This window comes from Zongyangia sp. (genome assembly GCF_965361945.1).
In genome coordinates, this window is sequence record NZ_CBDTOK010000130.1 from 1 (window position 1) to 25,332 (window position 25,332).

The window sequence follows — 25,332 nt, forward strand, 5'->3', positions numbered from 1 at the left end:
GTTGTCTGCAACTCCAACTATAACCGATGAGGCCGTATCCTTCATCCTTTTTTATTCAACTGTCCAATATGTATTGTACTCCTACATGATTGAATGATTAGAATTGAAAAGAGAGAAACTTCAATTTTTATCATAGATGTGCTATAATAAAGCGTTAAGTGCCCTCTCATGTTTGATGTGTGGCACGACAGATAAGAGCCAATGATATATAGGTTTGTTTTCAGAATGAAAGTAGCAGCAATGCTAAGTAAAAGGAGCAAAAATGGAACAGATTGACAAACCATTTAAGCTGGTTTCGCCTTATAGCCCCACGGGAGACCAGCCGGAAGCGATCGCCAAGTTAGTCGAGGGCATCAAAAGAGGGGATAAGGAACAAACCCTGCTGGGAGTCACCGGTTCGGGAAAAACCTTTACCATGGCGAATATCATTGCGCAGATGAACCGTCCTACGCTCGTGCTTGCTCATAATAAAACGTTGGCAGCACAGCTTTGTTCTGAATTTAAGGAGTTTTTTCCAGAAAATGCAGTGGAATATTTCGTCTCCTATTACGATTACTATCAGCCTGAAGCGTATATTGCTTCGACCGACACCTATATCGAAAAAGACAGTGCTATCAACGAGGAGATTGAAAAACTTCGCCATTCAGCGACTTCGTCGTTGTCGGAGCGCAGGGATGTGGTCATCGTCGCATCTGTTTCCTGCATCTACAGCTTGGGAGACCCTATTGATTACCGTAATATGGTCATTTCCCTGCGGCAAGGAATGCAAAAAGACCGGGATGAGCTGCTCAAAAAGCTAGTAGAAATACAGTATGAACGCAATGATATCAATTTTGTGCGGAATAAATTTCGGGTGCGGGGAGATGTAGTGGAGATTTTTCCCGCTTATTCTGGGGAAACTGCCATCAGAGTTGAATTTTTTGGCGATGAAATCGATCGGATTAGTGAGATTAACCCACTGACAGGGCAGATAAAAAATGTAGTTTCCCATGTGGCCATTTATCCCGCTTCCCATTACATTGTTCCGCAGGATAAGATGAAAGCGGCTATTGTGGATATCGAAAGGGAAATGGAGGAAAGAGTCGCCTACTTTAAGTCCAAGGATAAGCTGATCGAGGCCCAGCGTATACGGGAAAGGACCTGCTATGACATCGAAATGCTGCAGGAAATTGGCTTTTGTAAAGGGATTGAAAACTATTCTCGTGTCCTGTCAGGCCGCGCTCCCGGGAGCTGCCCTTTCACGCTGCTGGACTATTTCCCTGATGATTTTCTTCTATTTGTGGACGAAGCCCATGTGACACTGCCACAGGTCAGAGGAATGTATGCGGGGGATCGAGCGAGAAAAGAGAGCCTTATTGAATATGGGTTCCGGCTTCCCTCAGCACTGGACAACCGTCCTTTGAATTTTGACGAGTTTTACAACAAGCTCAACCAGATTGTCTATGTCAGCGCCACGCCAGGCGAATTTGAACGGGAACACAGCACCCAGATTGTAGAACAGGTGATCCGGCCAACCGGCCTTTTGGATCCTAAGGTGACGGTAAAACCGGTAGAAGGACAGATTGACGACCTGCTCAGCGAAATTAATCTGCGTGCCCCCAAGGGAGAGCGGGTGCTGGTCACCACCTTGACCAAAAAGATGGCGGAGGATCTGACCTCTTACCTGGAAAATATGGGGGTCAGGGTCCGGTATATGCACCACGACATTGATACCATTGAGCGGATGGAGATTATTCGGGACCTGCGTTTGGGCGAGTTTGACGTGCTGGTGGGCATCAACCTACTCCGTGAGGGATTGGATATCCCTGAGGTTTCTCTGGTAGCCATTCTGGATGCGGATAAGGAGGGATTTTTGCGCAGCGAGACGTCCCTGATTCAGACCATTGGCCGTGCTGCCCGAAACGCGGAAGGCGAGGTTATCATGTATGCCGACAGCGTGACTGGCTCCATGGAGCGGGCCATTTATGAGACCCAGCGCCGGCGAGAGATTCAGATGCGGTATAATGAAGAACACGGAATTGTGCCGAAAACTATTAAAAAAGATGTTCGAGAGATTCTAGAGATTTCTAAGAAAGAGGAGTCTACAAACAAGAAAACCAAGAAGCTTTCCCGGAAGGAACGGGAGGCCCTTATTGCAAAATATACTGTGGAGATGCGAAATGCCGCTAAAATTCTGGAGTTTGAGCATGCAGCGTACCTACGGGATAAAATAAAAAAACTCAAGGAACAGGCATAGATACTGGAGGTAACAATTTGGCAAGGGATAAAATTATCATTAAAGGCGCAAGGGAACACAATCTCAAAAATATAGATTTGGAGATTCCCAGAGATAAGCTGGTGGTGTTTACGGGACTTTCTGGTTCTGGCAAGTCCTCTCTTGCTTTTGACACCATCTATGCGGATGGCCAGCGGCGCTATGTGGAGAGTCTCTCCTCCTATGCGCGGCAATTTTTAGGCCAGATGGAAAAGCCAGATGTAGACTATATTGAAGGGCTCTCTCCAGCCATTTCCATCGACCAAAAGACAACTTCGAAAAACCCACGTTCCACTGTAGGCACGGTGACAGAAATCTATGATTATCTCCGCCTTCTCTATGCCCGCATTGGAATTCCCCATTGTCCGGTTTGCGGGAGAGAAATCAAACAGCAGACCGTGGATCAGATCGTGGATAAGGTCCTGGAGCTTTCAGAGGGTACCCGGATCCAGGTGATGGCTCCAGTGGTACGGGCAAGAAAAGGTACCCATCAAAAGGAATTTGAGGCCGCAAGAAAAAGTGGCTATGTCCGTGTAAGAGTTGACGGCAACATTTATGATCTCTCGGAAGAGATCAGCCTGGAAAAGAACAAAAAGCACACCATTGAAATTATTGTAGATCGTCTGGTTATCAAAGAGGGTGTCCGGTCCCGGCTGGCTGATTCCATTGAAACAGCGGTGGGGTTGACAGGCGGATTGGCAGTCATCGATGTCATTGGTGGCGAAGAGATCATGTTTTCGCAAAATTACTCCTGCCCAGAACATAACATTAGCATCGATGAGCTTTCTCCTCGGATGTTTTCCTTCAATAATCCCTTTGGCGCATGTGAAAAGTGTACCGGACTTGGTACCTTTTTAAAGGTGGATCCAGATTTAGTGATTCCGGATAAAAAGCTGAGTATCCGTCAGGGAGCGATTAAGGCCAGTGGATGGTATTTTTCCGATGGCGGTATTGCCCAGATGTATTATGAGGGCCTGGCCAAACACTATGATTTTTCTTTGGATACCCCTGTCCGGCAATTGCCCAAAAAAATCATGGACATTCTGCTTTATGGCACCAAAGGGGAGAAGATCAAACTCCAAAGGGAAAAAGGACTTTCTCAAAGCACCTACTTTACAGATTTTGAGGGAATAGTCAACAACCTGGAGCGGCGTTTTCGAGAAAGTAACAGCGAATGGATGCGGGAGGAAATCTCCTCCTATATGAGCAGTGTCGAGTGCCCGGAATGCCATGGGGATAGACTAAAAAAAGAAGTTCTTGCAGTCACGGTAGGCGGCATCAACATCAGTGATTTTTGTAAGATGTCGGTGGTGGATGCGTTATCCTTTATCGAACATCTGAATTTGACAGAGCGGGAGCACATGATTGCAGATCGTGTCCTCAAAGAGATCACAGAACGTCTGGGATTTTTGCAGAGTGTGGGGCTGGAGTATCTGACCCTGTCCCGTTCTGCCAGCACCCTTTCCGGTGGTGAAAGCCAGCGGATTCGGCTTGCCACCCAGATTGGCTCTTATCTGGTAGGGGTTCTCTATATTCTGGACGAGCCAAGCATCGGACTGCATCAAAGAGATAACGACAAGCTGATCGCAACCCTGAAGCGGCTTCGGGATTTGGGAAATACCTTGATTGTAGTAGAGCATGATGACGAGACGATGTTGGCTGCTGACTACATTGTAGACATTGGTCCAGGAGCGGGACGGCATGGTGGTGAGGTGGTCTTTGCCGGAACAGTAGAGGATATGATGAAATGTGATGCCTCTATTACCGGGCAATATCTCAGTGGGAAAAAGAAAATCCCAGTTCCCAAAGAGCGCAGAAAAGGAGACGGACGCTATCTGGAAATCAAGGGGGCGGCAGAGAATAATCTGAAAAATATAGATGTAAAACTGCCGTTGGGTGTATTCACAGCTATTACCGGGGTGTCCGGCTCGGGAAAAAGCTCACTGGTCAATGAGATCCTTTATAAAAAGCTGGCTCATGAGCTCAATGGCGCCCGGACCAAAGCCGGAAAACATGAGGATATGATTGGCATTGAGCAATTGGATAAGGTGATCGATATCAACCAATCCCCCATTGGTCGGACGCCGCGGTCCAACCCAGCAACCTACACCGGCGTCTTTACCGATATCCGGGAGGTGTTTGCCCAGACCAATGAGGCTAAAATGCGTGGTTACAATTCTGGCCGTTTCTCCTTTAATGTGAAAGGCGGCAGATGTGAGGCATGCGAAGGAGACGGCATTATCAAGATTGAGATGCATTTCCTTCCTGACATCTATGTCCCCTGCGAAGTTTGTAAAGGCAAGCGGTATAACCGTGAGACCTTGGAGATAAAATATAAGGGGAAGACCATCTACGACATTTTAGAGATGACGGTAGAAGAAGGCTTGCAATTTTTCGCCAATCACCAGAAAATCAGCCGAAAGCTCCAGACCCTTTATGATGTGGGACTTGGCTATGTCAAGATCGGACAGCCGGCCACCACGCTTTCCGGCGGAGAGGCACAGCGGGTAAAATTGGCTACCGAGCTTTCTCGGCGTCCTACCGGTCGCACCATCTATATCTTGGACGAGCCTACTACCGGCCTTCATGCTGATGACGTCAACAAGCTTATTCAGGTGCTACAGAAGCTGGTGGATAGCGGTAATACAGTGGTTGTTATTGAGCATAATTTGGATGTCATCAAGACTGCGGATTACATTATCGACCTTGGCCCGGAAGGCGGTGACAAGGGCGGTGAAGTTGTCGTTTGCGGCACACCAGAGGAAGTTGTTCAATGTGAACGGTCTTATACTGGTCGATATCTTAAAAAAATGCTCAAATAATTTGAAAAACCTATTTACAAACCGATACTAAAACAGTATAATTTAGTTAAGAATTTCACAATCCATGAATGTTGGAAAGGAGATTTCAAGTATGGCGAAATATGTTTGCTCCGTATGTGGCTATGTCTACGACGAAGCAGAGGGCGCTCCTGATGCTGGCATTGCTCCCGGCACCAAATGGGAAGATGTTCCCGATGATTTTGTTTGTCCTCTTTGCGGTGTCGGAAAGGACATGTTCGAACAGGAATAACCAAACGGCGTAAGGGGGCTCACATTGGCCCCCTTGCTCTTTGTGAAAGTGGGGAAATAAAATGGCGAGTTACAAAATTACCGATTCTATTTATTCTGTTGGTGTACTTAATCCCAATATGCGCATTTTTGATATTGTCATGGAGACAGAATACGGGACAACATATAATTCCTATATTGTCAAAGGCAGTGAAAAAACGGCACTTGTCGAGACCTGCCATAAAACCTATTTTAGAGCTTATCAGGATAACATCAATGAAGTTGCAGATATTAACAAGATTGACTATGTGATTATGAATCACAATGAGCCGGATCACTCTGGCGTATTGGCCAAATTATTTGACCTCAATCCCAATCTGACCGTCATCGCTTCTCAGGCAGGTGCTCTTTATCTGAAGAATATCACCAATCGTCCGGGATTAAAGGTCCAGGTGGTCAAGGATGGCGATACGCTGGATTTGGGCGGGAAAAAGCTTCAATTTAGGATTGCCCCCTTCCTCCACTGGCCTGACTCTATGTTTACCTGGTGTGAAGAGGATAAGGTCCTTTTCTCCTGTGATTTCTTCGGCTGCCACTACTGTGAGCCCTATGGATTTGATGTTAATGTGGCCTATCCCAAAGCATATGAAATTGCACTGAAGGGCTACTACGATGCAATTTTTGGCCCCTTTGGCTCCTATGTGCGCAAAGGACTGGACAAAATTAAAGACATTGATCCTGAATTTATCTGTACAAGCCATGGCCCTATTCTCACCAAAGGCGGCAATATCCAGCACGTCAAAGAGATGTATGAGCTCTGGAGCCGTCCGGCGAAAAATGAGGCAACAACCATCCCGATATTTTATTGCACTGCTTATGGAAATACCGGAATCCTAGCCAATGCGATTAAAGAGGGAATTCTCAGTGTACTGCCTGATGCGCAGGTACCTGTCTATGACATCAACGATTACGAGATGGGAGAGCTTGCTGCACAACTGAATGGCAGTGATGCTTTTGTTATCGGTTCTCCCACCCTCAATCGTGCTGCCGTACCGCCGGTGCTGCAGCTGCTGAGCCATCTGGATATGATCAATAACCAGAAGAAGCCTTGTATGGTCTTCGGTTCCTACGGATGGAGTGGGGAGGCTGTGCCTATGCTAACCACTTATCTGAAGGCGATGAAATTTAATGTCTTTGGTGATGGTTGCCGGGCTGTGTTTGTACCTTCTGAAGAAGAGATTGCCGCTGCCAAAGCCTACGGCGCAGATTTTGCAAAGACACTCTAATTGAATTGAAAAACCGCGGAAAGGAAGACTTCCCGCGGTTTTTGATATCTCCTCCACGGGAGCCGCTCAAAGTTGTAATCCGGTTGGGGACATGGTATACTTAATTTAAATTGTGCTTTCTGCTGCTAAAAGGAGATGACGGTAATGTGGGCTGATGAGAGCGTTTTTTATCAAATATATCCTCTGGGATTTTGCGGCGCGCCAGAGCAAAACGACGGATTGGTTGTTCCGCGTATTGCGAAGGTGGCGGAGTGGATTCCTCATATTTTGCAGACAGGTGCGAATGCCATTTATTTTTCTCCTCTTTTTGATTCGGATTCCCATGGTTATGATACCAGAGATTATCGCCGACTGGACTGCAGGTTGGGAACAAATGCAGACTTTGCAAAAGTTTGCAGGCAGCTTCACGAAAATAAAATCAAGGTTGTTCTAGATGGCGTATTTAACCATGTAGGGCGGGGATTCTGGGCTTTTCAGGATGTACTGCAAAATAGAGAGGGTTCACGGTATAAAGACTGGTTTCATATCAACTTTTCGGGTAATAGTAATTATAATGATGGCCTTTGGTACGAAGGATGGGAAGGACACTATGAACTAGTCAAGCTCAACCTGCGCAATGAGGAAGTGATTGCCCATCTCTTTGACTGCATCCGGGGCTGGGTAGAGGAATTTGACATTGACGGACTGCGGCTGGATGTGGCTTATATGCTTGACCGAGACTTTTTACGTCGGCTCCACGATTTTTGTCAGGGCCTCAAACCAGATTTTTTCCTGGTGGGAGAAATGCTCCACGGAGACTACAATCAATTGGTCAATGACCAGATGCTCCACTCTGCAACCAACTATGAATGCTATAAGGGGCTTTATTCCAGCTTTAACAGCATGAACATGTTTGAAATTGGTCATTCCCTTTTGCGCCAATTCGGCCCGGAGAATTGGACTTTGTATAAGGGCAAGCATCTACTCAATTTTGTGGACAACCATGATGTGACTCGGGTAGCCAGTATTCTGACCAATCCGGAACATCTGCCCTTAATTTACGGTATCCTTTTTGCCATGCCGGGGATCCCCTGCATCTATTACGGTAGCGAATGGGGGACAGAAGGGGTAAAACAGCAGGGAAGCGATGCCAATTTGCGCCCTTGTTTTGACGGACCTATTTTCAACGATTTGACCCAGCAGATTGCAGCCATGGCCCAGGCACACCGTGATAGTCCGGCTCTTTGCTACGGCGATTATAACTCACTGGTTCTCACCAATCGCCAGATCATATTCCAACGCAGATGTGATAGAGAGCGGGTCATTGTTGCCGTCAATGCAGATTCACAGCCCTACGTGGCCCATTTTGACGCCCAGTCAGGACAGGGAAAGGATTTGATTACAGGACAGCTCCATGATTTTGGCGGCGGAAGTACGCTGCCCCCTTATAGTGTTTCCTACTGGCAAACTGAAAGATAGATAAAAATACAGCCGATTACTATCGGCTGTATTTTTATTTGCGTGATGCCGAAAAGCCAGGACAAGGGGATTATTGGTTGAATCTTAGGGCAAAAAATGATATAATTATTTGAATTTCATCGTTTGGAAGGAGTTTCTGTTTTGCTCCAAAGCAAAGATTTAGAGATAGAGATTTCTACTACATCTAAAGGCACTGCTATGCAACTTGAATGGATTGGCTGGGAGGCTCAGCAAAGCTATATTTCCCAGGTAAAAAGCTTATTGGAAGAGCGCTTTGACCATCCTCCTATGGCGTGTGTACGGACCTTTGGCTGCCAGCAAAATGAGGCGGACAGTGAGAAGATTCGAGGAATGCTTTCTCAAATGGGGTATGGACTTACAGAAGAAACCGCCCTTGCGGACCTGATCCTTTTTAATACCTGTGCAGTCCGGGAAAATGCGGAGGATCGTGTTTTTGGCAATGTAGGAGAACTTAAACGTCAGAAGGAACAAAATCCACACCTTATCATCGGACTGTGCGGCTGTATGGTTCAGCAGGAGCATATCGCCCAACGCATTAAAAAAAGCTATCCTTATGTAGATTTGGTTTTCGGTACCCATGCCTTGTCCTCATTTCCCCAGCTTTTACTAGAAAAGCTGAGCCGAAACAAGAGGATATTTGACATCCATGACAGCGCGGGCGAGATCATTGAGGGTATGCCGGTGCGCAGAAAGGATGGGCTTAAGGCGTGGATTCCCATTATGTATGGGTGCAATAACTTCTGCACATACTGTATTGTACCCTATGTCAGAGGCAGGGAGCGAAGCCGGGAACCGGAAGCAATTCTGGAGGAAATCCGCGGGGTGGTCGCGCAAGGATATAAAGAGATCACACTTCTTGGGCAGAATGTCAACTCCTACGGTAAAACCCTGAAGACCCCTCTCTCCTTTGCAGGACTGCTGGAGAAAATCAACGGCCTGGATGGGGATTTTCGCATCCGGTTTATGACGTCCCATCCCAAAGACTGTACCCATGAGCTAATTGACACAATTGCCAGATGCGACAAGGTATGCAACCACATCCATCTGCCGGTCCAGTCGGGCAGCAGCCGGGTGTTAGCGGCAATGAACCGCCATTATACCCGGGAGGAATATATAGAGCTGATCCAGTATGCCCGAAAGAAGATTCCCGAAGTGTCCTTCACCAGCGATATTTTGGTAGGATTCCCAGGGGAGACCTATGAGGATTTCAAAGAAACTCTCCGGTTGGTCCAGGAGATAGAATACGATAGCCTTTATACTTTTATCTATTCCAAGCGGGAGGGGACAAAGGCCGCACAGATGGAAGACCCGGTGCCTTATGCAGAGAAATCCAGATGGCTCAGAGAGATTATAGAGGCGCAGGAAGAGATTGCCAGCCGGCGGCATCGAGGACTGATCGGACAGACTCTCCGTGTATTGGTGGAAGGCCCAGGAAAACATCCGGGAACGATGGCGGGACGAAGTGAGCAGAATATCATTGTGGAATTCCCGGGGGATGAAAGCGCGAAAGGGCTTTTTGTTGATGTGAAGATAGACCGGGCGGCCAACTGGGCAGTGTTCGGCAAAGCTGTATTTTAGTGGGGAGACCCTTAAAATAAATCATTTTGAAAAAAGTTTGGGAGGATATAACCATGGATATTATTCAAATGGCAAGAGAGATGGGTAAGGCCATCCAGAAAGACGAAAATTACCTGGCGCTGATGAAAGCTAAGGACCTTATTGACAATGATCCTACACTGCAGAAGCAGATTTCTGAATTTAATCTGAAAAAAATGAGCCTTAACCAGGAACTGGGCAAGGAAGAGAAGGATCAGTCCAAATTGGCCTCCTTAGATCGTGAGATCAAAGAAATTTACAACAGCATCATTGGCAATGAAAACATGATTGCTTTTAACCAGGCCAAGCAGGCGATTGACACCATGATGAATCAAGTCAGCCAGATTCTCATGCTTTCTGTTAACGGAGAGGATCCAGATACAGAGCTTAGCTCCTGCACCGGCAGCTGCTCCAGCTGCGCTGGATGCCATTAATCCTTAGAGCCATCTGATTAATGTGACAAAGCATAAAGATTTTCAAGGAGGAAATAACAGTGGCCGAACTTTCACCCATGATGCAGCAATATTTTAGGATCAAAAGTGAACACAAAGATCAGCTTCTGTTTTTCCGCCTTGGGGATTTTTATGAAATGTTTTATGATGATGCCATTACCGCCTCCAAAGAGCTGGAACTGACCTTGACAGGACGGGACTGTGGGCAGGAGGAAAGAGCACCTATGTGCGGCATTCCTTACCACAGCTGTGAAGCGTATATTGCGCGGCTGGTGAAAAAGGGCTATAAAGTAGCCATCTGTGAGCAGATGGAGAATCCTGCCCTTGCCAAAGGCGTTGTCAAGCGGGAAGTTGTCCGGGTTGTTACGCCCGGAACTGTGATTGAAAACAGTATGCTGGATGAGGCAAGCAATAACTTTATCTGCTGTGCCTATCTAGATACCTATGCCTGTGGGCTTAGCTTTGCGGACATTTCCACAGGTGAAGTTTATGTAACCGAACTTTCCACTGACGAAGTGGAATATAAGATCATGAACGAGTCCAGCCGATTCTCTCCCAGTGAGGTAGTAGCCAATCATACCTTAGCGGAGAAGAAACAGGTCATCCAGTTTTTTAAAGATAAGCTCAACTGCATGTATGACGTGCTCGATGACGGCTATTTTGAAGAAGAAAGTTGCAAGACCAGAGCAACCAGCCAATTTGCGGACACGGACCTTGAAAAGTTGGGACTTTTTGAGAAGAAAGCAGCCCTTAAGAGTTTAGGGGGGCTGATTCGTTATTTATATGACACCCAGAAAACCGGTGTCGAGCGGCTGATGACCATCAACTTGTATCAGGAAACCCAATTCATGAATTTGGACCTGGTGGCAAGGCGGAACCTGGAACTGACCAAAACGCTGCGTTCCGGTGATAAAAAAGGATCATTGCTTTGGGTGCTGGATCAGACAAAGACAGCCATGGGCAAGCGGCTGATGAAAACCTATATTGAGCAGCCAGTGGTTAATCCCACCATTATCACCAAACGTTTAGGCGCTGTAGATGAATTGTCCCAAAACAATGTGGCGCGCCAAGATCTGATGGAATTACTGGGCGGTGTCTTTGATATGGAGCGCCTGATGACCCGTATTGTCTATGGAAGTGTCAATGGAAGAGAGCTAAAGGCATTGGCCTTTACAGCTCAAAAATTACCCGAAATCAAAGGAATTCTTTCCCCTTTCCAGGCAACCTATCTGGAGCAGATCGAAAATGCCATTGATCCACTGGAGGATATTGCCTCTTTGATTGAAAACGCTATTATTGACGACCCGCCAGTTACCCTGAAAGAGGGTGGGGTCATCAAGAATGGATACAATGAAGAACTGGATTCCCTGCGGGACGTGGTGAACAACTCGAAACAGTATTTGGCCAATATTGAGGCGTCTCAGCGGGAAAAAACCGGGATTAAAAACTTAAAAATTGGATATAACAGGGTGTTTGGCTATTATATCGAAGTAACAAAGTCCTTTTTAAGCCAAGTACCTGAAGAATACATAAGAAAACAGACCCTGACCAATTGTGAGCGCTACATTACCCAGGAGCTCAAGGAATTGGAGGAGCTGATTCTTACAGCCAAGGATAAGATTATCCTTTTGGAGAATCAGTTATTTGAAGAGATTCGGAAAACGGTGGCGAGTGCCCTGCATCGAATTCAGGCTACCGCAACGGCAGTGGCCAAGCTGGACGTATTTTGCTCTCTGGCTCAGGTGGCGGTAAAGAACCGCTATGTTCGGCCCCACATCAATTTAGAGGGCAGAGTAGAAATCAAAGGGGGGCGGCATCCTGTAGTTGAGGCCATCAGCGACGCGCCATTTGTCCCCAACGATGCCATTTTGGATAAAAACGAAAACCGGGTGGCCATCATTACCGGGCCTAATATGGCGGGGAAATCTACCTATATGCGGCAGGTCGCCTTGATTGTCCTCATGGCACAGATGGGGAGCTTTGTTCCGGCAGAAAGTGCGGATATCGGAATTGTAGATGGCATCTTTACCCGTGTTGGCGCCTCGGATGATCTTTCGGCGGGACAGTCTACCTTTATGGTGGAGATGAGCGAGGTGGCCTATATTCTAAAAAATGCCACATCCAACAGCCTTCTCATTCTCGATGAGATCGGACGGGGAACCTCCACTTATGATGGCATGAGCATTGCACGGGCTGTGATCGAGTATATCGCTGATAAGAGAAAGCTAGGGGCCAAGACCCTGTTTGCCACCCATTACCATGAGCTGACGGAATTGGAAGATACTATCAGCCGGGTAAAAAATTACAATATTGCGGTAAAAAAACGAGGCGATGAGATTATCTTTCTGCGCCGCATTGTCAGTGGTGGGGCAGATGATAGCTATGGAATCGAGGTTTCAAAGCTGGCGGGCATTCCCGATCCGGTGATCAAGCGGGCCCATGAGGTGCTCAAGGCCCTAGAGGCAGGAAAAACACCGGCTGAACACCGGAGAGGCAGGAAGCCTGCGGCGGCAGCGGAGGACTCTATGCAGATTTCCTTTGCCCAGTCGGTCAATGACCAGTTGGCGGATACCATCCGGAATATTGATCTTAACACGGTGACGCCGATTGAAGCGCTCAACAAGCTATACGAATTAAAGAACATGCTTAAATAATGAGAAGGTGGTGGAAAGATGCCTGTTATCAATGTGCTGGACAAACATGTTGCCGAATTGATTGCTGCCGGCGAGGTGGTAGAGCGGCCAGCTTCCGCTATTAAAGAGCTGATGGAGAATTCCATTGATGCTGGTGCATCTTCCATTACGGTAGAGATAAAGAATGGTGGCATTTCCTATATACGGATTACGGATGACGGCTGTGGCATTGAAAGGGCGGATGTCCGAAACGCCTTTTTGCGCCATGCCACCAGTAAAATTAAGAGCGAGGAAGATTTGGAAAGCATCGGGACACTGGGATTTCGAGGAGAGGCTCTGGCCTCTATTGCGGCGGTATCCAAAGTAGAGATGCTGACCAAAACCCAGGAGGAGACCGTAGGATCCCGCATCACCTTGTCAGGCGGCGAAGTGGAAAGTCTGGATGACGCTGGATGCCCCAAAGGGACGACCATTATTGTGCGGGATATTTTTTTCAATACTCCGGCTCGGATGAAATTTCTGAAAAAAGACGTTTCAGAGGGGAATGCGGTCGCCAATGTTGTGGAGAAAACTGCGCTTTCTCATCCTAATGTATCCATCCGTTTTCTGAGGGATAATCAGGAGCGGCTGTATACACCGGGAGATAATAGCTTAAAATCCACTATTTATGCAGTTTATGGAAAAAAGTTCTCCGATGATTTGATACCGGTGAATTTTACCAGTGGTGCCCTTACCCTGCAAGGCTATATTACAAAACCCTATGCGGCCCGAGCAAACCGTACTATGCAGAACTTTTTTGTCAATGAACGTTTTGTCAAATCCAAAACCTGCATGGTAGCGTTGGAGGAAGGATATAAACACAGCATCATGGTGGGGAAATTTCCCGCCTGTGTGCTCCATATTACCATTCCGGAAAATACGGTAGACGTCAATGTCCATCCCGCAAAGATCGAAGTTCGTTTCGCAAACGAAAAGATGATTTTTGACCTTGTGTATTACGGGGTGAAATCTGCGATTATGAAGTCGGGGGATCAGCCGGAGCTTCATGTTTCTCCCACCGGCCAAACTGTGTCTGCTGCTAAAGCAACAGAACAGATTGATGCTGTAAAGAATCAAGTTCACTTTGAAGAGATAAAACCGTCTTCCAGAAAAAGCACTCTGGTTGAACGCGAGAATCCTGTTCCCCCAAAAGCTGCTGCCTACCGTCCACAGATGATTTTTACCTCCCCTGAAAGGGAGAAGCTGCGGCCACTTCAGGATACCACCACCTTTACCTATGAACTGAAACCTAAAGCGGCAATTCCGGTGGATGAAACTACTTCACCATCACTGCGCCCTATCCAGGCAGATCAGCAGGAAGAGACAGAAAAAAGTGTAAAAGAGATCTCTGAAAGTGCCAATAGAATACAAAAGGAAGAGGACGGCTATCGGCTGGTGGGAGAGGTTTTCCGCACCTATATGATTCTGGAACAAGGAGAAAAAGTCGTTTTCATTGATAAGCACGCAGCCCATGAGAGGCTGCTATATAACCGGCTGAAGACTGGACTCGGTGAGATGGATCGGCAGTTTCTCCTGTCTCCGGTGATGGTGACGCTGACGCCGCCGGAACATGAGGCTGTCTGCGGAAATGTGAAAGCCTATGCCGCTCTCGGCTTTGACGTGGAAGATTTTGGCGATCATACTATTCTTGTTCGTAGTGCTCCCATGATGCTGGATACGGCGGAGATTGAGAACTGTGTTTGTGAAATTGCAACTTCCATCTTGGAACATAAAAAAGATCTGACGCCTCAGGTTATGGATGATCTCTACCATTCCATGGCGTGTAAGGCGGCTATGAAGGCCAATGACAAAAGGAATACTCTGGAATTAGAGCAGCTTATTACCCTTTTGCGACAAGATGACGATGCGAAATACTGTCCTCATGGCCGGCCGGTTTCTATAGTGATCAAAAAAACAGAGCTGGAAAAGAAATTCGGCAGGCTGGGATAGGATGATGGTCAAGAATAAAGGAGGATGCGAGGTTGGATAGGAAAATACCTCTTTTGGTTATTACAGGACCAACTGCATCTGGAAAGACCCGGCTCTCCATTGACCTGGCCCGATGCTACCATGGGGAAATTGTTTGCGCTGACTCCATGCAGATTTATAAGGAAATGCAGATTGCCACGGCCAAGCCAACGGCTGAGGAGATGCAGGACATCCCCCATCATCTTTTTGATTTTTTATCCCTGGATGAGGAGTTTAGCGTCGCTCAGTATTGTGCAAAGGCGAAAGAAGCAATCGCGGATATTTCAAGCAGGCAGAAACTCCCTATGCTAGTGGGTGGAACTGGTCTCTATATTAATTCCTTGATTGACAATGTGAATTTTGAAAAGATAAAAACTGATCCCCAACTTCGTCAGAATCTACAGGGCTTGGCACAGGAAAAGGGCAACGATGCCTTGTTTGCGATATTACAGAAAATTGATCCCTTGCTCTGTGAAAAATTGCATCCCAACAATGTGGGCAGGGTGATCCGTGCCATTGAAGTTTATCAGACCACTGGAATCCCTATGTCAGAAATGCAGAAAAGGGCGAAAGAAAAGGAAAGCCAGTACCAGCTATGTATGATCGGTATTGCCTACGCCGACCGGCAGAAGCTGTATGACCGCGTTAATCTTCGAGTGGACCAAATGCTGGAGATGGGGCTGCTGGAAGAGGCAAAGGATATTTTGTCCAGAGGAGATCTAAAAACAGCCCGGCAGGCCATAGGCTATAAGGAACTTAAGGGGTATATTGATGGTCAGATTTCCTATCAGGAAGCTGTGGAGAATCTAAAAAGGGAAACCCGGCGATACGCTAAGCGACAACTCACGTGGTTTCGCAGAGATCAGCGGATTCAGTGGATTTTGCCTGATACTCTCCATGGTTATGATGAAGTTTTTCGGTCAGCGCAAAGAATACTGGAAAAAAGTGGAATACTGTGATAAGATATATTTAAAAGCCCATCAACAAATCTGACACAAAATTATGGTATGATAAAATATAGCTCAGTGTTGCTTGCTCAGACACAGAAAAGTTGATTCATAGGAAATAGGAAAAGCGGGTTTTTGCCAGCGACGAATCCGTTTCTTTCCTTTGCAAGGTTCGCTGGAGAAATGGTGGTTTGAAATGAACAAAAATATGAATTTACAAGATGTATTTCTCAATCAGGCACGGAAGGAAAAAATTACGGTGACCATTTATCTGACCAATGGTTTCCAATTCAAAGGTGTTGTCAAGGGATTTGACAGTTTCACTGTCATTCTCGACACCGAGGGAAAACAGAACTTGGTATATAAACATGCGATTTCCACCATTACGCCATCTCGGGCCATCAGCATTTTGGACCAGACGGAAAAGGAAAGTATAGAATAAAAGTCTGAGGTCTAACAATGAATAACCGAACTGGTAAGGTTTTAATCTTTGTATTTTCATTATTCCTCGTTATTTATGCCGGCTATCAGGCGGTGCGTTATTTTTATGCCCCCTATCGAACAGAGACAGCATTTAACTTCACGGTGGCGGACAGCATAGATGTCCAGGGAATTATGATCCGTGATGAGACGGTAATTGATGGCCAGACAGGCGATGTCATCAGTTATGTCAACGCTGATGGGACCAAAGTGTCCCAGGGCAGTGTGATCGCTGAAATTTATCCGTCGGAACAGTATGCGGCAGATAAGGTCCGCATTGAAGAATTGGCCAACCAAATCGAGATTTTGGAAGAAGCCCAAAGTGCTGGCAGTGGCTATTATGCCAATTCGGATTCTATCACTCGCCAGATCGCAGATGAATTAGGAAACTACATTGACGCCGCTTCATCTGGGCAGGTGGGAGAGATAGAAGATACTAAAATGAATTTGGTCTCTCTTATCAATAAAAAACAGATGTCCACTGGGAATACTACAGATTTCAGCGCTACAATCCAAGAACTGACTGCGGAAAAGGAGCAATTGGAAAGTACGGCTGCCGCTGGAACAGAACAGACGATTACATCTCCTTTGGCCGGGTATTTTGTAGGTTCTACTGATGGATTGGAGGAAACACTGAAGTTTGAGGCAATGGATCAGATGAGTGTTAAAGAGTATGAAGATCTCATCGCCCAAGAGATAGAGCCTCAAAGCGGGCATATAGGAAAGATCATCAGTGAGTTTAACTGGTTTTATGCGGCTCAGGTGTCCGCAGATGATGCCTCGAAGTTTGTAGAAGGTTCTGATGTTAGTCTGAGTTTTAGTGAGACTGATGAGGAAAGTGTTCCTGGGGAAGTTATAAAGATTTTCAGTGATGATACCTCAGAAAATAATATTGTTATTATCCGGTGTAATCGTATGTCTTCTGATCTTGCTCAAATGAGGACGGCACAGGCGCAGATTCAGTTTGAAAGCTATACTGGACTGCGTGTTCCTGAGAAAGCGATCCGGATTCAAAACAATGTACAGGGCGTTTTTGTCCGCATTGGAGACCGAGTGAGCTTTAAACAGATTTATCCCATATTTGTTGGAGAAGATTTTGTCCTCAGTTCCATTGACGAATTGGATACAGATGGATCACTGCAATTGTTTGACGAGATTATTGTAGAAGGGACAGATTTATATGATGGAAAGTTACTCAGTTAAAGAGAAACAGGAACAGATACGGGAGAATATTGATCGGATTCGTGAGGAGATCGTTAAGGCGGCGCTTTCCTGTGGGCGAAACCCGGATGATATTACACTGATGGCGGTAACAAAGACAGTAGACCCTATTTTTGTCAATACCGCCATTGACTGCGGCATCAAGCTCCTGGGGGAAAACAGGGTACAAGAATTTCTCTCTAAGAAGGACAAATATCATCGAGACGGTGTCTCTGTCCATATGATCGGACATCTGCAGACCAATAAGGTAAAATACATTATAGGGGAAGTGGATTGTATTGAATCGGTGGACAACCACCGATTGCTGGCTGAAATTGAAAAAGAGGCGGCAAAACTGAATAAAAGGATGAAAGTACTGCTAGAAGTCAATATCGGAAGAGAAGAGAGCAAGTCAGGTCTGGATCCGGATAAGGTGCTGGATTTTGTGGAGGAAACTTCTGCATATCCCCATATCCATGTAGCTGGACTGATGGCGATTCCTCCAATTTGTGATCAAATTTCAGATTTGGAGGACTATTTTGACAGAATGTATCAGCTATTTCTTGACATCGGCACGAAAAAAATAGATAATGTTTCTATGGATTTATTGTCGATGGGAATGTCAGGCGATTATCTGACTGCAATCCGCCATGGGTCTAACATGGTACGTCTTGGCACAGCAATCTTCGGCAAACGAAACTATTAAGGGGGAATTTTGTCATGGGAATGATGGACAAATTCAAGAACTTTATGGGAATACCTGACGAAAACTACGAAGATGACGACATGGATATAATTTCTTCTAAATTTGACGACGAGGTGGAGGCTCCGGCAGAGGATACGGCTGGAAAGCAGCGCAATAAGGTGGTAAACATTCATGCCACAACACAGCTGCAGGTCGTATTGGTAAAGCCTGAGCGCTTTGACGATGCCAGCGCTGTAGCTGACCATCTGAATTCCAAACACACAGTGGTACTGAATCTGGAGTCTACCAATCGGGATGTTGCCAGAAGGCTGCTTGACTTTTTAAGTGGTGTGGCTTATGCCAACAATGGCCATCTGCAGAGAGTCGCTAACAGCACTTATATTATTACACCCTATAACGTAGACATCAAAGGAGAACTCCTGGATGAGCTGGAGAGCAATGGCGTTTTCTTTTAATATTGCTTGCACGGGAGAAATGTGATGACGACAGTTTTATCTTCGCCTGAGGACAAACTTCTTTTGTCCCGGGCCGAAGATTGTTTCATATTTGCCCGGGATCAATACACGCCAAAATTCCTAGGCTTTTTGGATTTACACCAATCTGCGGTAATTCAGTCCATGATAAAACCTGTGGATGTTACACTGGATTTTTTCGGTGGATATCCGGGAAGTGAACGAACGATGGCGGGCTTTTTCCCGCCGTATTGTGAGCCAGAGGTAGGAGATTATCCTCTGTGTGCTTTGACACTTACCTTTCGCAGGGAAGCGCAGTTGTCACATCGGGATGTGCTGGGGGCGCTGATGCACCTTAATATTACCCGGGACAGTGTTGGCGACATTCTGATAGAGCCAGGTCGGTGTGTAGTTTTCCTCAGAGAACCTGCGGCTCGGCTAGTGAAAAATGAATTGTCCAAGGTGGGCAGAGAAGGTGTAAAAATCAGTGATGGTTTTCAAGACCCTTTGCCTGCCCTTCATCATTTTGTAGAGTCGGAAGGTACGGTCAGTTCTATGCGCCTTGATTGTGTCGTTGCACTGCTGCTTTCTTTGAGCCGTGAAAAAGCAGTGCGTCTCATTACATCTGGATTGGTGGCGCTAAATTTTCTGGTGTGCGAAGACAAGGACAAAACCGTGGAGGAGGGAGATCAACTCTCCATTCGCGGATATGGACGATTTCTGGTTGACAGCATCGGAGGGACAACCCGTAAGGGCAGAACCTTTATCCATACGAAAAAATTCATATAAGTGAGAGGGAGGACAGGGAATGTTAACTCCGAATGAGATTGCCAACAAAACTTTTGAGAAGACTAAATTTTCCGGTTACCGGCCTGAGGACGTAGATGTTTTCATGCAGGAAGTTGCATCGGCTATGGCTGCCCTTCAGGCCGAGAAAAATGAACTGGAGGCTAAAATTGAGGTTTTAGCTGACAAGGTTGAGGAGTACCGGAACGACGAGGACAGCCTTCGTGCCGCGTTGATCGGCGCCCAGAAACTGGGAGACAATATTGTCAAAGAGTCGAAAAATAAGGCGGAGCTCATTATGCGTGATGCCCAGATTAAGGCGGAACGCATCGTAGAAAATGCTCAGCATAAAATCGAAAAAGAGCAGTACGCCCTGCAGTTGATGCAGACGGAAGTTAAAAACTTTAAAGAGAAATTACTTTCCCTGTATAAAGCCCATTTAGAGCTAATTACGGCGCTTCCTGATTTTGACGATGAGAAGGAAGATGCGGTGGAAATCAATATTGACGATATTTCTTCTTCTGAACCGAAAGAGGATGCTGCGGTTCAGCCCGAGGAAACCAAGCTCAATGAAGAGCCGTCCATTTCGGTTGTAGAGAATTCTCAATCCGACGAAGCGGCTGCTGTTGAGGAAGTGGCTGAAGAGGATGAATTTATCATAAAAAAGAGCAGCTCTGCATTTAAACCAGATTATCACGCAGATATCGCTCAGGGCATTCAGGAACTGAGCCAGCCTGCAAAGAGCGAGACCAAGAGTGAAAACAAGTTTGGTCCGCTTAAATTCGGTGCTGCCTATGACTTGACCCGTGATTCCGACAAATAACGGTATTTTTGGATACCTAAAATATTAAGGAGAGAATACCCAATGCCTCAGGACTATAATCAAACACTGAATCTTCCCCAGACAGATTTTCAGATGCGTGCGGCGTTGCCCCAGCGGGAACCCGAGATGCTCAAGGAATGGGAAGAGAACAAACGTTATGAGAAGCTGATCAAAAAAAATGAGGGGAAACCTCTGTATGTGCTTCATGACGGCCCGCCTTATGCCAATGGAGACATCCATTTGGGTACAGCGCTTAACAAAGTACTGAAAGATTTTATTGTTCGCTATAAAAATATGGCCGGATTCCAGTCTCCTTATGTTCCGGGCTGGGATACCCATGGTCTGCCCATCGAACTTAAGGCAATGAAGAGTATCGGCGTCAATAATATTAAGTCGCCGGTAGACCTCCGCCATCACTGCCGTGAATTTGCATTGTCCTTTGTAGAAAATCAGAAAAAACAGTTCCAACGCCTTGGCGTTTGGGGGGATTTTGATGACCCCTATCTGACCTTGAAGCCTGAATTTGAGGCCCGCCAGATCGAAATTTTCGGTGAAATGGCGAAAAAAGGCTATATCTATAAAGGCTTAAAGCCAGTATATTGGTGCCCTGAGTGTGTTACGGCGCTGGCGGAGGCAGAGATTGAATATGCGGAGGATCCTTGTCATTCCATCTATGTTAAGTTTAAGGTAAAGGATGATAAGGGGAAAATGGCACCTTTGGGGGTGGATCTGTCCAAAACTTACTTTGTAATCTGGACAACGACCACCTGGACCTTGCCGGGTAACGTAGCCATCTGCCTTGGCCCTGACTTTGAATACTGTGCAGTCAAGGCTGGGGATGAATATTATATCATGGCGAGAGAACTTGTAGACAATGCCATGAAAGCCGCTAAAATCGAAAATTATGAAATTGTAGGATCCATCCAGGGTAAAGAGCTGGAATATGTGGTTTGCGAACACCCCTTTATTGATCGGGATTCCCTGGTGATTTTGGGTGACCATGTTACCCTGGAAAGTGGTACCGGATGTGTCCATACTGCCCCGGGACACGGTATTGAGGACTTCGAGGTTTGTGTCAACCATTATCCTGAGATTCCAATTGTAGTACCGGTGGATGATAAGGGTAAGTTGACAGAACTTGCCGGACAATTTGCCGGCTTGACGACAGATGAGGCCAATAAGGCCATTGCCAAGCATTTGGATGAGACGGGACATCTTTTTGCTATCGAAAAGATCATTCACCAGTATCCACACTGCTGGCGGTGTAAACAGCCGGTGTTATTCCGTGCGACCGAACAGTGGTTCTGTTCCATTGACGGCTTTAAAGAGGATGTATACAAGGCGATCAAAGATATTCATTGGATTCCTGCCTGGGGTGAAGATCGGATTACCGGTATGGTAAGAGACCGCTCCGACTGGTGTATCTCTCGGCAGCGGACCTGGGGTGTTCCTATCCCCATCTTCTACTGCGCAGACTGTGGTGAGCATGTTGTCACCGATGAGAGCATCAAAGCGGTGTCCGATCTTTTCCGAAAAGAAGGCTCTGACGCCTGGTATACCAAGGAGGCAGATGAGATTCTGCCGGAGGGCTTTAAGTGTCCGCACTGTGGCGGCACTCACTTTACCAAAGAAAACGACATTATGGATGTGTGGTTTGATTCTGGTTGTACCCACGCAGCAGTCCTCAAAGAAAGAAAGGAACTGCGCTGGCCTGCAGACCTCTATCTAGAGGGTGCGGATCAGTACCGCGGTTGGTTCCAGTCCTCCTTGTTGACCTCGGTGGCAGCCCTTGGTACAGCACCGTATAAAGCAGTTTGTACCCACGGCTGGGTTGTAGACGGAGAAGGCAAGAAAATGTCCAAGTCTTTGGGCAACGGAATTGTTCCTGAAGATATCATCAAACAATATGGTGCAGATGTACTGCGGCTGTGGGTTGCCTCCTCTGATTATCACGCGGATATTCGTATTTCTCCTGATATTCTCAAGCAGCTTTCTGAAGTGTATCGGAAGATCCGCAATACGGCGCGTTATATTCTGGGCAATCTCTATGACTTTGATCCCAACCGGGACATGGTCGCAGATGATCAGCTCTTTGAGCTGGATCGTTGGGCGTTGACCCAGCTGGATAGCCTTATCGGCAAGGTGCGCGATGCCTACGATCACTTCGAGTTCCATTTGATCTACCATGCAGTGCGCAATTTCTGTGTGATTGATATGTCGAATTTCTATCTGGACATTTTGAAAGACCGCCTGTATGTTGAAAAATCGGATTCTCTTTCCCGGCGTGCAGCGCAGACTGCTATTTACCGTATTCTTAGCGCTCTGACTCGGATGTTGGCTCCAATTTTGGCTTTCACTGCTGATGAAATCTGGAAATTCTTGCCCCATCTTGACAGCGAGGATAGCGAGTGTGTGATGTTTAATGACATGCCTTCTACCTCTGGGCTCAGTGAGGACAGCATCTTCATGACCAAGTGGAACCGGATTAAGGATATTCGTGAAGATGTCAATAAAGCGCTGGAGCTGGCGAGAAAACAAAAAGTTATTGGAAAATCCTTGGAGGCTAAGGTTACCTTGGGCTGTGAGGGTGAACTTTATGACTTCTTGAAGAGCGTGGAAAAGGAATTGACGACAGCATTTATTGTATCCGCTGTTGAAATTGTGAATACTCCCAGTGGAGATTTTGCAGGGGATGTAGAAGGCCTTAAGGTCACTATTTCCAAGGCTGACGGCGAGAAATGTGAACGTTGCTGGACCTTCAGTAATACTGTTGGCCAGGATATAGAGCATCCGACTTTATGCAGCCGGTGTGCCGCAATTATCAAAGAATAATTTCTTGCGGTGTGTCTCCTTGAGATACACCGCAAATTTATGCTACCCTTGCGCTATCAATTCGAAAGGGACAGGATATTCGTATGGTTTATATTGCGTTATTATCAGCTGCTGGTTTGGCCGCTATCGATCAGCTTATTAAGTTTTTTGCTGTAACCTGGCTGCAGGACGCCGGCACAGTGACACTGATACCGGGGCTCATCGATCTGGTTTATGTTGAAAATACTGGCGCTGCCTGGGGGCTTTTTGCGGGGAATACTTGGCTCTTGGTGGGGGTAACCTCCCTTGCTATCATCGCAGCCGTTGTATTCTTGTTGATGAAAAAGGTTCAGTCTCCCTTTTTGATTTGGATGATCAGCGTTGTCATCGGAGGGGGAGTGGGCAATCTCATAGACCGGATTTTTCGGGTAGATGCTGCGGGAAACCACTTTGTAGTAGATTATCTCAACTTTTCTTTTATAGATTTTCCCGTATTTAATTTTGCCGATTGTTGTGTTGTCATAGGGATGATTGCTATTGTAATCTATATTCTGTTTTTTGACGGAAAGAAGGATAAAGAAACCTCACAGGTGATTTCTCATGAATGAGAAAGAGACTATTATTTTGACGGTAGCAGGGGAGGAAGAAGTCCGGCTGGATAAGTATTTGGCTGATGTTGTGGAAGATCAGTCCCGTGCCAGTATTCAAAGGCTTATGGAAGCGGGCGAGGTGCGATTGGAGGGCAGAGTCGTTTCTAAAAACGCCAAGGCGAAACCCGGTGATCGAGTGGAATTAACCATCCCTCCTCCAATTCCTTTGGATGTTCTCCCTGAGAATATACCCCTGGATATTGTCTACGAGGATGAAGACCTCCTTGTTGTCAACAAGCCGAAAGGGATGGTAGTTCATCCAGCGGCGGGCAACCATGATGGTACCCTTGTCAACGCATTGCTTTTTCATTGTAGGAACTCTTTATCGGGCATTGGTGGTGTTATGCGTCCCGGTATCGTTCACCGTATCGATAAGGACACCAGTGGGCTGCTCATGGTGGCAAAAAACGACTTTGCTCATCTTTCTCTGGCCCAACAGATAAAAGATCATTCCTTTACCCGTATTTACGCGGCCGTGGTCTACGGCCACATGAAAGAAGAAAAGGGTGAGGTGATCGCTCCCATTGGGAGGCATCCAGTGGATCGCAAGAAGATGGCGGTCACAGAGAGAAATAGCAAAGAAGCGATTACCCACTTTGAGGTTGTACAGTATTTTCGCGGTTTTACCCAACTGAAGTTGCGGTTGGAAACAGGTCGGACCCACCAAATTAGGGTACACATGGCTTATATCGGACATCCAGTAGCCGGCGATCCTGTCTATGGCCCTAAAAAGGTGATCAAGAGCCTTCAGGGCCAATGCCTCCATGCCCAAACTTTGGGATTTGTTCATCCGCGCAGCGGGGAATATATGGAGTTTACGTCTCCATTGCCGAGCTACTTTGACCAATTTATCAAAGGCCTACCTGTGGAGTAGATGATAGAAAGGAAGGAACCTATGACAAAGCTTTCGGAGATCTTGCTTGTCACCGATATGGATGGCACATTGATGACTGCGAAGACGGGCATACCAAAGAAGAACTTGGTAGCCATTGAACGGTTCATCAATGAAGGCGGAAATTTTGCTATTGCTACGGGCCGCGCCATTGTCTCAGCGCAGTATTATGTTAATCAATTGCCTCCGATAGGACCCTCTATTGTCTTTAATGGTGGCGGTATTTATGATTATACAACCCACCAGATTGATGATACCCATTTTCTTCCACTTCATGCCATGAAGTATGTCCAGGAAATCTATGACCGCTTCCCTCGTACCGGCATTGAGGTCTATATAGACAGGGATATTTATATTCCCCGTATGAATTGTATTACTCAACAGCATTTGAATAATGAATTCCTAAAGCATATCAAAGTAGACGGAGTTTCGGGATTATCGGGTAGCTGTTTTAAAATTATGTTTGGCTCTGAAGGCGACGTCATGCCTGAAATTCTGGATTATGCTTATCATATGCAGGTGGAGGGCGTTTATTTTGTCCAAACCGGTCCATTCTATTTAGAGATGCTTCCGGCTCACGTTACCAAGGGAACTGCTATGCCGAAGTTGGCCCAGCTCTATGGCATCCCATTGGAAAATGTCTATGCCATTGGCGATTATGACAACGATGTGGAGATGCTGAAGTGCGTGGGACATCCGGTGTGTCCTGGAGACTCCCGGCCAGAAATTAAAGCCCTGTGTGAGCGCCAATTTTGCAATTGTTTGGACGGCGCTGTAGCGGAGCTGATTGAATATTTAGAAAATACCTATGAAATCTAGCCTATCAGA

The 25,332-nt window shown here is 46.5% G+C and carries 20 protein-coding genes; all 20 read left to right on the top strand.

Features of this window, described 5'->3' with window-relative positions; translation table 11 throughout:
* The first annotated feature begins 262 nt into the window (after window positions 1-262).
* The 20 genes from uvrB to ACZ25G_RS08440 all read left to right on the top strand — a co-directional run bounded on the left by uvrB (window position 263) and on the right by ACZ25G_RS08440 (window position 25,323).
* Window positions 263-2,236 carry an excinuclease ABC subunit UvrB gene (uvrB, locus tag ACZ25G_RS08345; protein ID WP_463682137.1) on the top strand — a complete coding sequence of 658 codons (1,974 nt, stop codon included), beginning with the start codon at window positions 263-265 and terminating at the stop codon, window positions 2,234-2,236.
* A gap of 17 nt (window positions 2,237-2,253) precedes the next feature.
* On the top strand, window positions 2,254-5,076 hold the full coding sequence (uvrA, locus tag ACZ25G_RS08350; protein WP_463682138.1) for an excinuclease ABC subunit UvrA: 2,823 nt from the start codon (window positions 2,254-2,256) through the stop codon (window positions 5,074-5,076).
* Window positions 5,077-5,167: 91 nt separating this feature from the next.
* A complete protein-coding gene (rd, locus tag ACZ25G_RS08355; RefSeq protein WP_191482212.1) occupies window positions 5,168-5,326 on the top strand; it encodes a rubredoxin in 159 nt (52 codons plus the stop codon).
* Window positions 5,327-5,387: 61 nt separating this feature from the next.
* Window positions 5,388-6,590 (top strand): FprA family A-type flavoprotein, encoded by a 1,203-nt coding sequence (locus tag ACZ25G_RS08360; protein WP_191482213.1) that lies wholly within the window; start codon window positions 5,388-5,390, stop codon window positions 6,588-6,590.
* A gap of 144 nt (window positions 6,591-6,734) precedes the next feature.
* Window positions 6,735-8,048, top strand: a complete 1,314-nt coding sequence (locus tag ACZ25G_RS08365; RefSeq protein WP_463682139.1) for an alpha-amylase family glycosyl hydrolase — start codon at window positions 6,735-6,737, stop codon at window positions 8,046-8,048.
* A gap of 198 nt (window positions 8,049-8,246) precedes the next feature.
* Complete coding sequence (gene miaB, locus ACZ25G_RS08370) at window positions 8,247-9,647, top strand: tRNA (N6-isopentenyl adenosine(37)-C2)-methylthiotransferase MiaB (RefSeq protein ID WP_463682140.1); 1,401 nt, start codon at window positions 8,247-8,249, stop codon at window positions 9,645-9,647.
* 53 nt (window positions 9,648-9,700) lie between these two features.
* Window positions 9,701-10,099 (top strand): YlbF family regulator, encoded by a 399-nt coding sequence (locus ACZ25G_RS08375; protein ID WP_191482215.1) that lies wholly within the window; start codon window positions 9,701-9,703, stop codon window positions 10,097-10,099.
* A gap of 59 nt (window positions 10,100-10,158) precedes the next feature.
* Entirely contained in the window at window positions 10,159-12,771 is a 2,613-nt protein-coding gene (gene mutS / locus ACZ25G_RS08380; RefSeq protein ID WP_463682141.1) for a DNA mismatch repair protein MutS, read from the top strand.
* Window positions 12,772-12,789: 18 nt separating this feature from the next.
* Window positions 12,790-14,739 (top strand): DNA mismatch repair endonuclease MutL, encoded by a 1,950-nt coding sequence (gene mutL, locus ACZ25G_RS08385; RefSeq protein ID WP_463682142.1) that lies wholly within the window; start codon window positions 12,790-12,792, stop codon window positions 14,737-14,739.
* A 32-nt stretch (window positions 14,740-14,771) separates the two neighbouring features.
* On the top strand, window positions 14,772-15,716 hold the full coding sequence (gene miaA, locus ACZ25G_RS08390; RefSeq protein WP_191482218.1) for a tRNA (adenosine(37)-N6)-dimethylallyltransferase MiaA: 945 nt from the start codon (window positions 14,772-14,774) through the stop codon (window positions 15,714-15,716).
* A gap of 184 nt (window positions 15,717-15,900) precedes the next feature.
* A complete protein-coding gene (hfq, locus tag ACZ25G_RS08395; protein ID WP_191482219.1) occupies window positions 15,901-16,146 on the top strand; it encodes an RNA chaperone Hfq in 246 nt (81 codons plus the stop codon).
* Between the two features lie 17 nt (window positions 16,147-16,163).
* Window positions 16,164-17,387 carry a biotin/lipoyl attachment domain-containing protein gene (locus ACZ25G_RS08400; protein ID WP_463682143.1) on the top strand — a complete coding sequence of 408 codons (1,224 nt, stop codon included), beginning with the start codon at window positions 16,164-16,166 and terminating at the stop codon, window positions 17,385-17,387.
* Window positions 17,365-18,090 (top strand): YggS family pyridoxal phosphate-dependent enzyme, encoded by a 726-nt coding sequence (locus ACZ25G_RS08405; RefSeq protein ID WP_463682144.1) that lies wholly within the window; start codon window positions 17,365-17,367, stop codon window positions 18,088-18,090. Before ACZ25G_RS08400 ends, ACZ25G_RS08405 begins: the two co-directional genes overlap by 23 nt.
* Before the next feature lie 14 nt (window positions 18,091-18,104).
* Entirely contained in the window at window positions 18,105-18,545 is a 441-nt protein-coding gene (locus ACZ25G_RS08410; RefSeq protein WP_191482222.1) for a cell division protein SepF, read from the top strand.
* Window positions 18,546-18,569: 24 nt separating this feature from the next.
* Window positions 18,570-19,331: a YlmH/Sll1252 family protein gene (locus tag ACZ25G_RS08415; RefSeq protein ID WP_191510090.1), complete on the top strand. Its 762-nt coding sequence runs from the start codon at window positions 18,570-18,572 to the stop codon at window positions 19,329-19,331.
* A 19-nt stretch (window positions 19,332-19,350) separates the two neighbouring features.
* Entirely contained in the window at window positions 19,351-20,151 is an 801-nt protein-coding gene (locus ACZ25G_RS08420; protein ID WP_463682145.1) for a DivIVA domain-containing protein, read from the top strand.
* Between the two features lie 42 nt (window positions 20,152-20,193).
* Window positions 20,194-22,983 (top strand): isoleucine--tRNA ligase, encoded by a 2,790-nt coding sequence (gene ileS, locus ACZ25G_RS08425; protein ID WP_463682146.1) that lies wholly within the window; start codon window positions 20,194-20,196, stop codon window positions 22,981-22,983.
* A gap of 83 nt (window positions 22,984-23,066) precedes the next feature.
* Entirely contained in the window at window positions 23,067-23,570 is a 504-nt protein-coding gene (lspA, locus tag ACZ25G_RS08430; protein ID WP_463682147.1) for a signal peptidase II, read from the top strand.
* Window positions 23,563-24,486: an RluA family pseudouridine synthase gene (locus tag ACZ25G_RS08435; protein ID WP_463682148.1), complete on the top strand. Its 924-nt coding sequence runs from the start codon at window positions 23,563-23,565 to the stop codon at window positions 24,484-24,486. Before lspA ends, ACZ25G_RS08435 begins: the two co-directional genes overlap by 8 nt.
* 21 nt (window positions 24,487-24,507) lie before the next feature.
* Window positions 24,508-25,323 (top strand): Cof-type HAD-IIB family hydrolase, encoded by an 816-nt coding sequence (locus ACZ25G_RS08440; RefSeq protein ID WP_463682149.1) that lies wholly within the window; start codon window positions 24,508-24,510, stop codon window positions 25,321-25,323.
* Window positions 25,324-25,332 lie beyond the last annotated feature (9 nt).

Excerpts from the sequence above, each read along its gene's own strand:
- miaB (WP_463682140.1), top strand. The coding sequence starts at position 8,247 with ATGCAACTTGAATGGATTGGCTGGGAGGCTCAGCAAAGCTATATTTCC.
- rd (WP_191482212.1), top strand. The coding sequence starts at position 5,168 with ATGGCGAAATATGTTTGCTCCGTATGTGGCTATGTCTACGACGAAGCA.
- ileS (WP_463682146.1), top strand. The coding sequence starts at position 20,194 with ATGCCTCAGGACTATAATCAAACACTGAATCTTCCCCAGACAGATTTT.
- ACZ25G_RS08435 (WP_463682148.1), top strand. The coding sequence starts at position 23,563 with ATGAATGAGAAAGAGACTATTATTTTGACGGTAGCAGGGGAGGAAGAA.
- ACZ25G_RS08375 (WP_191482215.1), top strand. The coding sequence starts at position 9,701 with ATGGATATTATTCAAATGGCAAGAGAGATGGGTAAGGCCATCCAGAAA.
- ACZ25G_RS08410 (WP_191482222.1), top strand. The coding sequence starts at position 18,105 with ATGGGAATGATGGACAAATTCAAGAACTTTATGGGAATACCTGACGAA.
- ACZ25G_RS08405 (WP_463682144.1), top strand. The coding sequence starts at position 17,365 with ATGATGGAAAGTTACTCAGTTAAAGAGAAACAGGAACAGATACGGGAG.
- ACZ25G_RS08440 (WP_463682149.1), top strand. The coding sequence starts at position 24,508 with ATGACAAAGCTTTCGGAGATCTTGCTTGTCACCGATATGGATGGCACA.
- uvrB (WP_463682137.1), top strand. The coding sequence starts at position 263 with ATGGAACAGATTGACAAACCATTTAAGCTGGTTTCGCCTTATAGCCCC.
- mutL (WP_463682142.1), top strand. The coding sequence starts at position 12,790 with ATGCCTGTTATCAATGTGCTGGACAAACATGTTGCCGAATTGATTGCT.
- lspA (WP_463682147.1), top strand. The coding sequence starts at position 23,067 with ATGGTTTATATTGCGTTATTATCAGCTGCTGGTTTGGCCGCTATCGAT.
- ACZ25G_RS08360 (WP_191482213.1), top strand. The coding sequence starts at position 5,388 with ATGGCGAGTTACAAAATTACCGATTCTATTTATTCTGTTGGTGTACTT.
- ACZ25G_RS08365 (WP_463682139.1), top strand. The coding sequence starts at position 6,735 with ATGTGGGCTGATGAGAGCGTTTTTTATCAAATATATCCTCTGGGATTT.
- hfq (WP_191482219.1), top strand. The coding sequence starts at position 15,901 with ATGAACAAAAATATGAATTTACAAGATGTATTTCTCAATCAGGCACGG.
- ACZ25G_RS08400 (WP_463682143.1), top strand. The coding sequence starts at position 16,164 with ATGAATAACCGAACTGGTAAGGTTTTAATCTTTGTATTTTCATTATTC.
- ACZ25G_RS08415 (WP_191510090.1), top strand. The coding sequence starts at position 18,570 with ATGACGACAGTTTTATCTTCGCCTGAGGACAAACTTCTTTTGTCCCGG.
- ACZ25G_RS08420 (WP_463682145.1), top strand. The coding sequence starts at position 19,351 with ATGTTAACTCCGAATGAGATTGCCAACAAAACTTTTGAGAAGACTAAA.